This window comes from Polaromonas sp. P1_E11 (assembly GCF_056405995.1).
Window position 1 is genome coordinate 633,828 of record NZ_JBFUBA010000001.1, and the last position, 14,158, is coordinate 647,985.

Sequence of the window (14,158 nt, forward strand, 5' to 3'; positions counted from 1 at the left end):
TGATCAGCGATTGAGCCAGACGAAATACGTCATCAACACAAACACGCCAATGATCATGCCGAAGGCATAGTGGTAGATGTAGCCGGACTGCAGCCGGCGCACCATGCCGGAAACCCAGCCGACCAGCTTCCATGAACCGTTGACCAGCGCGCCATCGATCAACTTCTGGTCGCCGCCCTTCCACAGTGCGGTACCAAGCGCGCGCGTGCCCCGGGCCAAAACGTTTTCATTGAACCAGTCGAGGTAGTACTTGTTCTCGAGCAGCGTGAAGATGGGCATGCACATGCGTTTGATCGCGGCCGGCAAGGCGGGGTTGATCATGTACATGTACCAGGCCAGCACCGAGCCCCCGAGGGCCAGCCAGAACGGCGGCGCCATCAACCCGTGCAGGGCCATCTGGGCCGGGCCGTGGAACAGCTGCTTGAGCTCTTCCATGGCGGGATGTTTTTCGAGATTCACCAGGATGGCGCCCTTGAAAAACTCGCCGTACAACATGGGCTCAATTGTCATAAAGCCGATAACCACGGACGGGATTGCCAGCAGGATCAACGGTACTGTCACCACCCAGGGCGACTCGTGCGGCTCGTGATGCTCATCGTGGTGGCCGTGATCGTCGTGGCCATGGTGATGTGCGTCGGGGTTCTGGTCATAACGTTCCTTGCCGTGGAACACCAGGAAATACAGCCGGAAGGAATAAAAGGCCGTCACGAAGACACCTGCCAGTACCGCGAAGTAGGCGAAGCCGGCGCCCGCCAGGTGGCTTTCATGCACGGCTTCAATGATGCTGTCCTTGGAGTAAAAACCCGCGAACAGGGGCGTTCCGATCAGGGCCAGCGTGCCCAGCAGTGAGGTGATCCAGGTGATGGGCATGTACTTGCGAACCCCGCCCATCCAGCGGATGTCCTGGTTGTGGTGCATGCCGATGATGACCGAGCCTGCGGCCAGGAACAGCAGCGCCTTGAAGAAAGCATGTGTCATCAGGTGGAACACCGCAACGGAATAGGCCGAAGCGCCCAGTGCCACCGTCATGTAGCCCAGCTGCGAGAGCGTGGAATATGCGACCACGCGCTTGATGTCGTTCTGGATGATGCCGAGAAAGCCCATGAACAGCGCCGTGATGGCGCCAATCACCATGATGAAACTGAGCGCTGTGTCGCTGAGTTCGAACAGCGGCGACATGCGTGCCACCATGAAGATGCCCGCCGTCACCATGGTCGCTGCGTGAATCAGTGCGGAGATCGGGGTCGGGCCTTCCATGGAATCGGGCAGCCAGACGTGCAGCGGAAACTGGGCGGACTTGCCCATGGCACCAATGAAGAGGCAGATGCAGATCACGGTCACCAGCATCCAGCCGGTGCCCGGGAAGCTCAGCTTGGAAAGCTCGCCGGCCTTGGCAAAGGCCTCGCCGTAGTTCAGTGTGCCGGCATAGGCAGCGATCAGGCCAATGCCGAGGATGAAACCGAAGTCGCCTACGCGGTTGACGAGGAAGGCCTTCATGTTCGCGAAGATGGCGGTCGGCTTGTTGAACCAGAAGCCGATCAGCAGGTAAGACACCAGGCCCACGGCTTCCCAGCCGAAGAACAGCTGCAGCATGTTGTTGCTCATCACCAGCATCAGCATGGAGAAGGTGAACAGCGAGATGTAGGCGAAGAAGCGGTTGTAGCCCTCATCTTCTTCCATGTAGCCTATGGTGTAGATGTGCACCATGAGCGACACAAAGGTCACCACGCACATCATCATGGCCGTGAGGCCGTCAACCAGGAAGCCGATTTCCATCTTCAGGCCGCCGACGTTCATCCAGGTGTAGAGCGTCTCGTTGAAGCGCGCACCATCGATGGCCACGCTCTTGAGCGTCATTGCCGAAATGATGAAAGCCACTAGCACGCCAAGGATGGTGAGGGTGTGCGACAGGCGGCGACCAATCCAGTTGCCGCCGAAAGAGGTGCCCAGAATACCAGCTGCCAATGCGCCGGCCAGCGGTGCCAACGGGACGGCCAGCAGGGTCGATGCTGAGAGGGTTTGACTCATATTATTTTTTAGCCCTGGAGCGTATTGAGTTCGTCTACGTTGATGCTGGACTTGTTGCGGAACAGCAGCACCAGGATGGCCAGGCCGATGGCCGATTCAGCCGCCGCGACGGTCAGGATAAAGAACACAAAAACCTGGCCAGCCATGTCATTCAGGTAGTACGAGAAGGCCACGAAGTTCATGTTGACCGCCAGCAGCATGAGCTCGATGGCCATCAGCAGCACGATCAGGTTTTTGCGGTTCAGGAAGATGCCGATGACCGACAGCGCGAACAGCATTGCGCCCAGTGAAAGAAAATGTCCCAGGGTGAGCGTCATGCCTTCTTCTCCTCGGCGGCTACGGGTGCCGCGGCAACTACCGGTGCGGCCACGACGGATTTCATTTTGACCAGGCTCACACGATCTGAGCGCTTGACCCGTATCTGCTCTGAAGGGTTCTGGTACTTGGAGTCCTTGCGCGCGCGCAGGGTCAGCGCGATGGCGGCAATGATGGCCACCAGCAGGATCACCGCGGCGACTTCCAGCGGATAGAGGTATTCGGAGTACAGCAGCTTGCCGAGCTCCTTGGTGTTGGAGACCTGCGCGCCTATCTGGCCCGCGCCGGTTGCGACCTTGGGCGGCTCACGAAAGCCACCCATCAGCACATAGGACATTTCCAGTGCGATGATGGCGCCGACGGAGCCGGCCAGCGGGAAATGTTTCCAGAAGCCCTTGCGGACACTGTCGATGTTGATGTCCAGCATCATCACGACGAACAGGAACAGCACCATCACGGCACCCACATAGACCAGCACCAGCGTGATGGCCAGAAACTCGGCCTTGAGCAGGATCCAGACGGCGGACGCCTGGAAGAATGCCAGCACGAGATACAGCGCCGCATGCACGGGGTTTCGGGCGGTAATCACCTTGAATGCCGCAAACAGCAGCACCGCGGCGAAAACATAAAAGAGACCTGTTTTAGCGTCCATGTTGTTGTGGATTCTTTCTTGAGCCAGCGGCTTGGGATTCAGCGGTACTTGGCGTCTGCCGCGCGGTTGGCAGCAATTTCGGATTCATACCGGTCGCCCACCGCCAGCAGCATCTCTTTGGTGAAATACAGGTCACCGCGCTTTTCGCCGTGGTATTCAAAGATGTGGGTCTCAACAATGGAATCGACCGGACAGCTTTCCTCGCAGAAACCGCAGAAGATGCACTTGGTCAGGTCGATGTCGTAGCGCGAGGTGCGGCGGCTGCCGTCTTCACGCACGTCGGACTCAATGGTGATGGCCAGCGCCGGGCACACCGCTTCGCAGAGCTTGCAGGCGATGCAGCGCTCTTCGCCGTTCTCATAGCGGCGCAACGCGTGCAGGCCGCGAAAACGCGGGCTCAGTGGAGTCTTTTCTTCAGGGAACTGGACCGTGATCTTGCGGCTGAACATGTACTTGCCAGTCAGGGCCATGCCCTTGAACAGCTCGGTGAGCATGAAGCTTGACGCAAAGTCTTTGATGGAGGCTACGGTGGACATATCAATTTCCTGCGGGAGTGAAGCCTGCCGGCGATGTATTGATGCAAGCAGGGGCCGCGGGACTGGCTTTGCCAGACCGCAGGCGCAGCGGCCCCCTCGGGGGGCAGAGAGCTACACGAAGTGAGCGAACGTGGGGGCTCATAGTCACTTCCAGATGTTGTACGGCGTCTGCATCCAGGCGCCAACGACTACCAGCCAGACCAGGGTCACGGGAATGAAGATCTTCCAGCCCAGGCGCATGATCTGGTCGTAACGAAAACGCGGGAAGGTGGCGCGCACCCACAGGAACATGGTGACCACCACAAAGGTCTTGGCGCCCAGCCAGATCCAGCCCGGGACGAAGCTCAGGGCTTCGACGGGCGGCAACCAGCCGCCCAGGAACAGCAGCACAGCCAGGATGGCGACCAGCCACATGTTCGCGTATTCGGCGAGGAAGAACATCGCGAACGCCATGCCTGAGTACTCGACCATATGGCCGGCCACGATTTCGGACTCGCCTTCGACGACGTCGAAGGGGTGGCGGTTGGTTTCGGCCAGGCCGGAGATGAAGTACACGACAAAGATCGGCAGCAGCGGCAGCCAGTTCCAGGACAGGAAAGTCCATCCATGGCTGGCCAAAGTGCCTTTGCCCTGGCTCATCACAATGTCGGTCATGTTGAGGCTGCCGGACACCATGAGTACCACCACCAGGCAGAAGCCCATGGCGATTTCATAGCTGACCATCTGCGCCGAGGCGCGCATGGCGCCGAGGAAGGCGTATTTGGAGTTGGAAGCCCAGCCCGCGATGATCACGCCATAGACCTCCAGCGAGGTGATGGCCATCAGGAACAGCAGGCCGGCGTTGATGTTGGCCAGCGCGATCTCGGGCCCGAAGGGAATCACGGCCCAGGCGGCCAGGGCCGGCATGATGGTCATGATGGGGCCGAGCACGAACAGGCCCTTGCTGGCCGCCGTGGGGATGATGATTTCCTTGGTCAGCAGCTTGAGCGCATCGGCGATCGGCTGCAGCAGGCCGAAAGGCCCGACGCGATTGGGCCCGAGGCGGATCTGGGTAAAGCCGATGGCCTTGCGTTCCCACAAGGTGAGGTAAGCCACGAGGCCCATCAGCGGCAGCAGCACGCAGACGATCTTGATGAGCGTCCATAACACAGGCCATACCGTGGCCGGCCAGATGCCACCCATCAAACCCTGGCCGAAGGCGAAGATTCCATCAATCATGCGGCCACTCCTTCGAGCCCGGCGGCCTGGCGCGCATCCGCCGTCAGCTGCAGCGATGTGGCACGCCTGACCAGCCCGTCGAGCTGGTAAATGCTGGCCACGGCTGGCGTGTGGGAGGAAGCCCCCGACAGGTCGACAGCGGCCTGGGTGCCGTTGCCGAGTCTGTCTGCGGGAAGCTGCGCCGCATCGGCGCCTGCGACCTGCTTGAGCACGTCCTGTGCAGATTCAAAATCAAAACCGGGCAAACCCAGCAGGTTGGCAAGCACGCGCAACACCTTCCAGGCCGGGCGGGTTTCGCCCAGCGGCTTGACGACGGCGTGAAAGCCTTGCACGCGGCCTTCGGCGTTGACGAAAGTGCCGGGGGTTTCGGTGAAAGGCGCAATCGGCAGCAATACGTCGCTGAAGGCCATGTTGGCCTTGAAGGGGCTCAGCGTCACGACCATCTGCGCGGCGTTGAGCGTGGATTTGACCCTGGCGCCTGCGGCAGAGTCGAACTCGGGTTCGTTGTTGAGGAGGAGCACCGCCTTGAGCTGGCCGTCCAGCATCTGGCCGGCATTCAGACCTTTGCCTGCAGGCAAGGCGCCAGCCAGTTGGGCACCCACGGTGTTGGCGGCTTCCGTGAGGTAACCCACGGTGGCGCCGGTCTGCTCGCCAATCCAGTTGGCAAGCGCCAGCAAGCTGGAGGCCTTGGCGTGATGCGCCGCGGCATTGCCCAGCAGAATGGCTTTGCGCTCGCCGCCCAGCAGGGACTTGGCGACGGCCTTGGCCGCGTCGGTGGCCTGGCCGGCTGCTGGCGCCGTGACGCCCTTGTCGGCAGCAATCGCAGCGGCCACATCGGCCAGGGCCTGGATCCAGGCCTCAGGCGCCGCCAGCAGCGCGTTGGCGACGGGCATGGCCCACGCCTCGGCGCCCGCGAGTTCGGCGGTGGAATTGATGGTGCTCAGCGCCCCGCCCTTGCGAACGGCCTGGCGTATGCGCTGCGCGAACAACGGATGGTCCTTGCGCAGGTTGGAACCGACTACGAGCACGCGTTGCAGTTGCGACAGCGAAGCGATAGAGGTGCCCAGCCAGCGGATGGCCGACGGCGTGATGAACTCGGCGTTGCGCAGCCGGTAGTCGATGTTCTCGCTGCCCAGGCCGCGCATCAGGGAGGCGGCCAGGTAGAGCTCTTCGAGCGTGCTGTGCGGGCTGGCCAGGGTGCCAATGCTGCTGGCACCGTGGTCGGCCTTGATCTGCTTGAGGCCGTTGGCCACGTATTCGAGCGCGGTCTGCCAGTCGACTGCCTTCCATTCGCCGCCCTGCTTGAGCATGGGGCTGGTCAGGCGTTCGTCGCCGTTGAGGGCTTCATACGAGAAGCGGTCGCGGTCGGCGATCCAGCATTCGTTGACGTCCTCGTTCTCCAGGGGGACGACGCGCATGACTTTGTTGCTCTTGACCTGGACGATCAGGTTGGCACCGGTCGAGTCGTGCGGGCTGACCGACTTGCGGCGCGAGAGTTCCCAGGTGCGGGCGCTGTAGCGGAAAGGCTTGCTGGTCAGCGCGCCGACCGGGCAGATGTCGATCATGTTGCCGGACAGTTCGGAATCCACCGACATGCCGACGAAGGTTTCGATCTCGGCGTGCTCGCCGCGATGCGACATGCCGAGCTCCATCACGCCGGCCACTTCCTGGCCGAAACGCACGCAGCGCGTGCAATGGATGCAGCGGCTCATCTCCTGCATGGAGATCAGCGGGCCGACGTCCTTGTGGAAGACGACGCGTTTTTCTTCTTCGTAGCGCGATTCGCTGCCGCCATAGCCGACAGCCAGATCCTGCAGCTGGCATTCGCCGCCCTGGTCGCAGATCGGGCAATCCAGCGGGTGGTTGATCAGCAAGAACTCCATCACGCCCTTTTGGGCCTTGATGGCTTTGTCGTTCTTGGTGCGGACGATCATGCCCTGGGTGACGGGCGTAGCGCAGGCCGGCATCGGCTTGGGCGCCTTCTCCACGTCGACCAGGCACATGCGGCAGTTGGCGGCAATGCTGAGTTTTTTGTGATAGCAGAAGTGCGGAATGTAGGTGCCGGCTTTTTCGGCCGCATGCATCACCGTGCTGCCTTCAAGCACTTCCACCTTCTGGCCGTCGAGTTCTATTTCAACCATATTTTTTTCTTTCCGCAATTCAGGCTTGCGCGGCAGCCGAAACCGGAGCGTGGGAGACTTGTGGCTTGATCATGGCTTCAAACTCATGACGGAAATGCTTGATCATGGCGCGCACCGGCATGGCCGCGGCATCGCCGAGCGCGCAGATGGTGCGGCCCTGGATGTTGTCGGCCACCGAGTTGAGCAGCTCCATGTCGGTTTGCTTGCCATGGCCATTGTGGATACGGTCCACGACACGCCAGAGCCAGCCCGTGCCTTCGCGGCAAGGCGTGCATTGCCCGCAGGATTCGTGCATATAGAAGTAAGACAAGCGCTTGAGCGATTCGACCATGCAACGGCTGTCGTCCATCACGATTACCGCACCCGAGCCCAGCATGGAACCAGCCTTGGCGATGGAGTCGTAGTCCATGGTGCATTCCATCATGATGGAAGCCGGCAGCACGGGAGCCGATGACCCGCCGGGAATCACGGCCTTGAGCGTACGGCCTTTGCGCACACCGCCGGCCAGCTCGAGCAGTTTGGAAAACGGCGTACCCATTGGCACTTCGTAGTTGCCCGGCAGTTCGACGTCGCCCGAGACCGAATAAATCTTGGTGCCGCCGTTGTTGGGCTTGCCGCATTCGAGGTAGGCCTGGCCGCCGTTGCGGATGATCCAGGGAACGGCCGCGAAGGTCTCGGTGTTGTTGATGGTGGTGGGCTTGCCGTAGAGGCCGAAGCTCGCCGGGAACGGCGGCTTGAAGCGCGGCTGGCCTTTTTTGCCTTCGAGCGACTCGAGCAACGCGGTTTCTTCGCCACAGATGTACGCACCGAAGCCGTGCGAGGCATGAAGCTGGAAGCTGAAGCCGCTGCCGAAGATGTTGTCGCCCAGCATGCCGGCCGCGCGTGCTTCTTCCAGCGCTTCTTCAAAACGCTGGTAGGTCGCGAAGATCTCGCCGTGGATGTAGTTGTAGCCCACGCTGATGCCCATGGCGTAGGCAGCAATCGCCATGCCCTCGATCACGCTGTGCGGGTTGTACTGCATGATGTCGCGGTCCTTGCAGGTGCCCGGCTCACCCTCGTCCGAGTTGCAGACCAGGTATTTCTGGCCCGGGAACTGGCGCGGCATGAAGCTCCACTTGAGCCCCGTCGGGAAACCCGCGCCGCCGCGGCCACGCAGGCTGCCAGCCTTGACCTCAGCGATGACCTGGTCGGGCGTCATGCCTTCGCCGCCGTCCTGTTTCAGGATCTTGCGCAAGGCTTGGTAACCGCCGCGGGCTTCGTAATCCTTGAGCCGCCAGTTGCTGCCGTCAAGATCGGCCAGGATTTGCGGGTTGATGTGCCGGCCGTGGAAGCAGGTCTGGACGCCGGTAGCCGAAAACTGCGACAGCACGCTCTGCGCGGCTGCGCTATTGGGTGTCAGGGGTGCGAGCGTCATGGTTGCTTTGCCTCGGCGGATTTGAGACCTTCGATGAGCTGGTCCAGTTTCTCGTTGCTCATAAAGCTGCACATGGTGAGGTCATTGACGAGCATTACCGGTGAATCCGCGCAGGCACCCAGGCATTCGGATTGCTGCAGCGTGAAAAGGCCGTCGGCGCTGGTCTCCCCCATGGCGATGCCCAGCTTGTGCTCCAGGTGCTTGAGCGCCTTGGCGCCGTCGCGCAGCTGGCAAGGCAGGTTGGTGCAGACATTGAGCTTGTACTTCCCGACCGGGCGCTGGTTGTACATGTTGTAGAAGGTGGTGACTTCGTGCACGGCGATAGGCGCCATGCCGAGATATTCGGCCACGACTTTTTCGCTCTCGGCGCTCACGTAGCCGTGCTCTTCCTGCAGGATGGTCAGGCAGGCCATGACGGCCGACTGCTTCTGGTCCGCGGGGTATTTGGCGACTTCGCGGTCGAAGCGCACTCTGGTTTGTTCAGAAATCATGGGGATTACCGGTCAATTTCACCGAACACAATATCCATGGTGCCTATCACGGCGACGGCATCGGCGATCATGTGGCCGCGCGACATTTCGTCCATGGCCGCAAGGTGCGGGAAACCCGGCGGACGGATCTTCAGGCGATAAGGCTTGTTGGCGCCGTCGCTGACGATATAGATGCCGAACTCGCCCTTGGGATGCTCGACCGCCGCATAGGCTTCGCCTTCGGGAACATGGAAGCCTTCGGTAAAGAGCTTGAAATGGTGGATCAGCTCTTCCATGTTGGTCTTCATGGATTCACGGTCGGGAGCCGCGACCTTGTGGTTGCTGGTGATCACAGGTCCGGGGTTGACGCGCAACCAGTCAATGCACTGCTTGATGATGCGGTTGGACTGGCGCATCTCTTCGATGCGGACCAGGTAGCGGTCGTAGCAGTCGCCGGTCTTGCCGACCGGGATGTCGAAGTCCATCTTGTCGTAGACATCGTAGGGCTGCTGCTTGCGCAAGTCCCACGCAAAACCCGAACCCCGCAGCATGGGGCCCGTGAAGCCGAGGTTGAGAGCGCGCTCCGGAGAGACGACGCCCACGCCCACCGTACGCTGCTTCCAGATACGGTTGTCCGTCAGCAAGGTTTCGTATTCGTCGACGTAACCGGGGAACTTGTTGGTGAAGTCCTCGATGAAGTCGAGCAGCGAACCCTGGCGGTTCTCGTTCAGTGCTTCAATGGCCTTGGCGTTTTTGACCTTGCTGACACGGTACTGCGGCATGCTGTCTGGCAGGTCGCGGTACACACCGCCCGGTCGGAAGTAGGCTGCATGCATGCGCGCGCCGGAGACGGCCTCATACATGTCGAACAATGCCTCACGCTCGCGGAAGCAGTAAATCAGGATGTTCATCGCGCCGCAGTCAAAACCATGCGCGCCCAGCCACAGCAGGTGATTGAGCAGGCGCGTGATTTCGGCGTACATCACGCGGATGTACTGCGCACGGACGGGCACGTCGACGCCGAGCAGCTTCTCGATGGCCAGACAGTAGGCCTGCTCGTTGGACATCATGGACACATAGTCCAGCCTGTCCATGTAAGGCAACGACTGGATGTAGGTCTTGCTCTCGGCGAGCTTTTCAGTGGCGCGGTGCAGCAGGCCGATGTGCGGATCGGCGCGCTGGATCACTTCGCCGTCAAGCTCGAGCACCAGGCGCAACACGCCGTGCGCCGCCGGATGCTGCGGTCCAAAGTTAAGCGTGTAGTTTTTGATTTCAGCCATGTGGGGTATCTCTTGCCAGCTCTGCTTACTGCAGGCCGCCGTAGTTGTCTTCGCGAATCACACGGGGAGTGATTTCACGCGGCTCGATGGTGACCGGCTGGTAAATCACGCGCTTTTGTTCAGGGTCATAACGCATTTCCACATGGCCCGATGTCGGGAAGTCCTTGCGGAAAGGATGGCCGATGAAACCGTAGTCGGTCAGGATGCGGCGCAGATCGTTGTGGCCTTCGAAGATGATGCCGTAGAGGTCGAAGGCTTCGCGCTCGAACCAGTTGGCCGAGTTCCAGATGCCGTTGAGCGAATCCACCACAGGGAAGTCGTCGTCGGGGCAAAACACCTTGAGGCGAACGCGCTGGTTAAGGCTGACCGACAGCAGATGCGACGCCACGCAGTAGCGCAGGCCGTCGTACTGGCCGTCCTTGTATTCGGAATAGTCGACACCGCACAGGTCGATCAGTTGCTCGAAGCGGCAACCGGGCGCATCGCGCAGCAGGGTTGCGGCCCCAAGATAATCAGCAGCGGCGACCGTAAGGGTGATTTCACCCAAAGCAGTCTTCAGGCTTTTGACCTTGTCGCCGAGCACGGCGTGAATCGTTTCGACGAGTTGCTCCATGGACACGGGGGAAGAGGACATGCTTTATGCCCTCGCAATCGTGTTGGTGCGACGAATTTTCTGCTGCAGCTGGATGATGCCGTACATCAGAGCTTCGGCCGTGGGCGGGCAGCCGGGCACGTAGACGTCCACCGGCACGATACGGTCGCAGCCGCGAACCACCGAATAGCTGTAGTGGTAATAGCCGCCGCCGTTGGCGCACGAGCCCATGGACAACACCCAGCGCGGCTCCGACATCTGGTCGTACACCTTGCGCAAGGCCGGGCCCATCTTGTTGCACAGCGTGCCGGCCACGATCATCAGGTCGGACTGACGTGGGCTGGGACGAAACAACATGCCGAAGCGATCCAGGTCGTAACGCGCCGCGCCCGCATGCATCATTTCGACGGCGCAACAGGCCAGGCCAAACGTCATGGGCCAGAGCGAACCCGTCTTGGCCCAGTTCACCACCGAGTCGTAACTCGTGGTCATGAAGCCTTCGTTGAAAACACCTTCAAGTGACATACCCGTACCTTTGTGGCGTGACCCGCCTAGAGAACCCTCGGGATTCTTAGCTTCTTATTCCCAGTCCAGCGCACCTTTTTTCCACTCGTAAACAAAGCCCACGACCAGAATGCCCAGGAAAATCATGACGGACCAGAAACCGACAGGGCCGATTTCCTTGAGCGCCACGGCCCAAGGGAAAAGAAATGCGATTTCAAGGTCAAAAAGAATGAAGAGGATGGCGACCAGGTAGTAGCGCACATCGAATTTCATGCGGGCATCTTCGAAAGCCTCGAAGCCGCATTCGTAAGGGGAATTTTTTTCGCTGTCGGGGCGAACAGGACCCAACAAACGCCCCAGGACCTGAGGCACCACACCGACACCCACACCAACCAGAATAAACAAAAGAACAGGAAGGTATTGATCGAGGTTCATCGTGGATTCAACTTCTGAAAAGCCACTTGCGCGGTTTGCTTCAGCTTGCCGTTTGAGCGGACAACATTGCCGGAGCACTGCTGCCGATGCATGTCAATCTGGTGCGGACGGCGAGACTCGAACTCGCACACCTTTCGGCACTACCCCCTCAAGATAGCGTGTCTACCAATTTCACCACGTCCGCGGTATTTAACTGCCTGGATGGCATGAGGAACCTTACGGTTTTTGGCTTTCCAGACAGTCTTAGAGTTTACCCCGAAATATCGCCGCTCCCGACTGCGGGCAACAGCAAAATCTCGTTATTTCGTCGGGATTTGCGCGGCACCGGAGGCGGCGGGCGCAGGCGGGACAGGAACTGCCGTGCCGGTACCTGCAGGTGCAGAGGTCCCTGGAATCTGGGCCGCACCGGAAGCTGCAGCAGCCGGCGCCGGAGCGGTCACGGCGGCCCCCTCCAGAACGCTGGAGCTGGTACGTGCGGTGGCATTGCCAAAGTAAGCAAGCAGCAAGGTGCACGCAAAAAACAACGCAGCGAGAACGCCGGTTGTGCGTGACAGGAAATTGGCACTGCCACTGGCGCCAAAAAGGCTGCCCGAACCGCCGCTGCCAAACGCCGCGCCCATGTCTGCGCCCTTGCCGTGTTGCACCAGGATCAGGCCAATCATGCCGAGCGCCGAGAGCATCTGCACGGCGAGGACAATGGTTAATACAACGTTCATATCTACTCCTAAATTAATAGCGTTCTGCGCACGTCAATTGCGGGCTGCAGCAATAATTGTCAAAAAATCTGGGGCTTTGAGCGAGGCACCGCCAATCAGGCCACCGTCGATATCGGGCTGGGCCAGCAGCGTTGCCGCGTTGGCCGCATTCATGCTGCCGCCATACAGGATTTTCACGCGGGCAAACTGATCGGTAGCCGCCTTCAATTGGCTGCGCAGCACCAGGTGCACAGCCTGCGCCTCTTGCGGAGTCGCCGTCTTGCCGGTACCAATCGCCCATACCGGTTCGTAGGCCACCACGATTTCGCTGATACAGTGGCCATTGGTGTGGATCACCGCCGCGAGCTGCCGCTTCACGACTTCCTCGGTATGGCCTGCCTCGCGCTCGGCCAGCGTTTCACCAACACAAACGATGGGGGTAACGCCGCAGGCCAGTGCAGACTTCGCCTTGTCGGCGACCACCGCATCAGTCTCGCCGTGATACTGGCGGCGCTCTGAGTGACCAACGATGGCGAAACGGCAGCCAAATTCCTTGAGCATGGCGGCACTGACTTCACCCGTATAGGCGCCACTGGCATGAGCGGACACATCCTGCGCGCCCAGCTCAATGACAGCCAGGCCGGATTTCGCGGCTCGCAATAGCTGAACCTGTGCCAGGTAAGGCGCGGGAACACAGACCGCCACCTCGCACGCCGGAGGGCTGGCCAGCCCGCTCGCCAGGGCATCCAGCAAGGCCGCGTTGGCCTCCAGGCCGCCGTTCATCTTCCAGTTACCGGCAATAAGCTTCTTCATGGTGTCGGTGACCAGGTTAAAACGATTTTTCCGACATGCTGATTGGACTCCATCAGTGCATGCGCCTTGGCTGCATCAGCCGCCGCAAACGTGCTGTGAATCACCGGCTTGACAGCACCGCTCGCAAGCAGTGGCCAGACCTTATCCCTCAATGCATTCGCAATGGCGCTCTTAAATTCAACAGATCGCGCACGCAGGGTTGAACCGGTGACGGTCAAGCGCTTGCGCAACACCAATCCCGCATTGATCTCGGACTTGACCCCGCCCTGTATCGCAATGATGACCAGACGGCCATCTTCGGCCATGCAGTCAACTTCTCGCGCGACATAACCACCGGCAACCATATCAAGAATGACGTCGACGCCCTTCCCGTTGGTCAGTTTTTTTGCCTCTTCGGCAAAGTCGCGGGTCTTGTAGTTGATGGCGTGGTCCGCACCCAAGGCCACGCAGGCAGCGCACTTGTCGTCGCTGCCGGCCGTGACCAGCACCTTGGCGCCCAGCGCCTTGGCGATCTGGATGGCCGTGACGCCGATGCCGCTGGAGCCGCCCTGGATGAGCAAGGTTTCGCCCGGCTGCAGGTAAGCGCGCTCAAACACATTGCTCCAGACGGTGAAAAAAGTCTCGGGCAGAGATGCCGCCTCGATGTCGCTCAGCCCTGAAGGCACCGGCAGGCACTGCCCAATCGGAGCAACACACAACTCGGCATAGCCGCCACCCGCGACCAACGCGCAGACACGGTCACCGATTTTGAGACCGGCTGCAGTCATGGCCCCGGCATCGCCGGACACGATCACACCCGCGACCTCAAGCCCGGGAATGTCGGACGCCCCTGGCGGTACCGGGTAGTGACCCATGCGCTGAAGAACATCAGGGCGGTTGACGCCACTGGCGCTCACGCGGATCACTACCTCGCCAGAACCTTCGATGGGCGCCGGCCGATCAGCCAGGCGCAACACCTCAGGCTTGCCGTAGGAGGTAATTTCAACAACTTTCATGGCGTATCAAGGTCATTTGAGCCGCCAGCCCTCTGTACAAGAGCGCAGGCAGCTACAAAATCAATAGCAG

The 14,158-nt window shown here is 60.6% G+C and carries 15 protein-coding genes and 1 tRNA gene; all 16 read right to left on the reverse strand.

The window, feature by feature from the left end; genetic code table 11:
• Window positions 1–3: 3 nt before the first annotated feature.
• Entirely contained in the window at window positions 4–2,028 is a 2,025-nt protein-coding gene (gene nuoL, locus AC1D11_RS03165; RefSeq protein WP_477648130.1) for an NADH-quinone oxidoreductase subunit L, read from the reverse strand.
• 8 nt (window positions 2,029–2,036) lie between these two features.
• Complete coding sequence (gene nuoK / locus AC1D11_RS03170; RefSeq protein WP_007864437.1) at window positions 2,037–2,345, reverse strand: NADH-quinone oxidoreductase subunit NuoK; 309 nt, start codon at window positions 2,343–2,345, stop codon at window positions 2,037–2,039.
• Window positions 2,342–2,995 carry an NADH-quinone oxidoreductase subunit J gene (locus AC1D11_RS03175; RefSeq protein ID WP_477648129.1) on the reverse strand — a complete coding sequence of 218 codons (654 nt, stop codon included), beginning with the start codon at window positions 2,993–2,995 and terminating at the stop codon, window positions 2,342–2,344. Before AC1D11_RS03175 ends, nuoK begins: the two co-directional genes overlap by 4 nt.
• Window positions 2,996–3,033: 38 nt before the next feature.
• Window positions 3,034–3,531, reverse strand: a complete 498-nt coding sequence (nuoI, locus tag AC1D11_RS03180; protein ID WP_477648128.1) for an NADH-quinone oxidoreductase subunit NuoI — start codon at window positions 3,529–3,531, stop codon at window positions 3,034–3,036.
• Window positions 3,532–3,675: 144 nt separating this feature from the next.
• Complete coding sequence (gene nuoH / locus AC1D11_RS03185) at window positions 3,676–4,749, reverse strand: NADH-quinone oxidoreductase subunit NuoH (RefSeq protein ID WP_477648127.1); 1,074 nt, start codon at window positions 4,747–4,749, stop codon at window positions 3,676–3,678.
• On the reverse strand, window positions 4,746–6,890 hold the full coding sequence (gene nuoG / locus AC1D11_RS03190) for an NADH-quinone oxidoreductase subunit NuoG (RefSeq protein WP_477648126.1): 2,145 nt from the start codon (window positions 6,888–6,890) through the stop codon (window positions 4,746–4,748). The genes nuoH and nuoG overlap by 4 nt, the downstream gene beginning before the upstream one ends.
• Window positions 6,891–6,909: 19 nt before the next feature.
• Window positions 6,910–8,304, reverse strand: coding sequence for an NADH-quinone oxidoreductase subunit NuoF (gene nuoF, locus AC1D11_RS03195; protein WP_477648125.1), 1,395 nt, complete (start codon window positions 8,302–8,304; stop codon window positions 6,910–6,912).
• Window positions 8,301–8,795, reverse strand: coding sequence for an NADH-quinone oxidoreductase subunit NuoE (gene nuoE, locus AC1D11_RS03200; protein WP_477648124.1), 495 nt, complete (start codon window positions 8,793–8,795; stop codon window positions 8,301–8,303). The genes nuoF and nuoE overlap by 4 nt, the downstream gene beginning before the upstream one ends.
• A gap of 5 nt (window positions 8,796–8,800) precedes the next feature.
• Window positions 8,801–10,054 carry an NADH-quinone oxidoreductase subunit D gene (locus tag AC1D11_RS03205; RefSeq protein ID WP_477648123.1) on the reverse strand — a complete coding sequence of 418 codons (1,254 nt, stop codon included), beginning with the start codon at window positions 10,052–10,054 and terminating at the stop codon, window positions 8,801–8,803.
• 25 nt (window positions 10,055–10,079) lie between these two features.
• Window positions 10,080–10,688: an NADH-quinone oxidoreductase subunit C gene (locus AC1D11_RS03210; protein WP_477648122.1), complete on the reverse strand. Its 609-nt coding sequence runs from the start codon at window positions 10,686–10,688 to the stop codon at window positions 10,080–10,082.
• 3 nt (window positions 10,689–10,691) lie between these two features.
• On the reverse strand, window positions 10,692–11,171 hold the full coding sequence (locus tag AC1D11_RS03215; protein WP_007864469.1) for a NuoB/complex I 20 kDa subunit family protein: 480 nt from the start codon (window positions 11,169–11,171) through the stop codon (window positions 10,692–10,694).
• 54 nt (window positions 11,172–11,225) lie between these two features.
• Window positions 11,226–11,585, reverse strand: a complete 360-nt coding sequence (locus AC1D11_RS03220; protein WP_007864471.1) for an NADH-quinone oxidoreductase subunit A — start codon at window positions 11,583–11,585, stop codon at window positions 11,226–11,228.
• A gap of 99 nt (window positions 11,586–11,684) precedes the next feature.
• Window positions 11,685–11,769, reverse strand: a tRNA-Leu gene (locus AC1D11_RS03225).
• Window positions 11,770–11,884: 115 nt separating this feature from the next.
• Complete coding sequence (gene secG, locus AC1D11_RS03230) at window positions 11,885–12,301, reverse strand: preprotein translocase subunit SecG (RefSeq protein WP_477648121.1); 417 nt, start codon at window positions 12,299–12,301, stop codon at window positions 11,885–11,887.
• 33 nt (window positions 12,302–12,334) lie between these two features.
• The gene (gene tpiA / locus AC1D11_RS03235) at window positions 12,335–13,093 is read right to left on the reverse strand and encodes a triose-phosphate isomerase (RefSeq protein ID WP_477648120.1); all 759 of its coding nucleotides are present in this window, start codon (window positions 13,091–13,093) and stop codon (window positions 12,335–12,337) included.
• Window positions 13,090–14,088, reverse strand: coding sequence for an NAD(P)H-quinone oxidoreductase (locus tag AC1D11_RS03240; RefSeq protein WP_477648119.1), 999 nt, complete (start codon window positions 14,086–14,088; stop codon window positions 13,090–13,092). The genes tpiA and AC1D11_RS03240 overlap by 4 nt, the downstream gene beginning before the upstream one ends.
• Window positions 14,089–14,158: the final 70 nt, after the last annotated feature.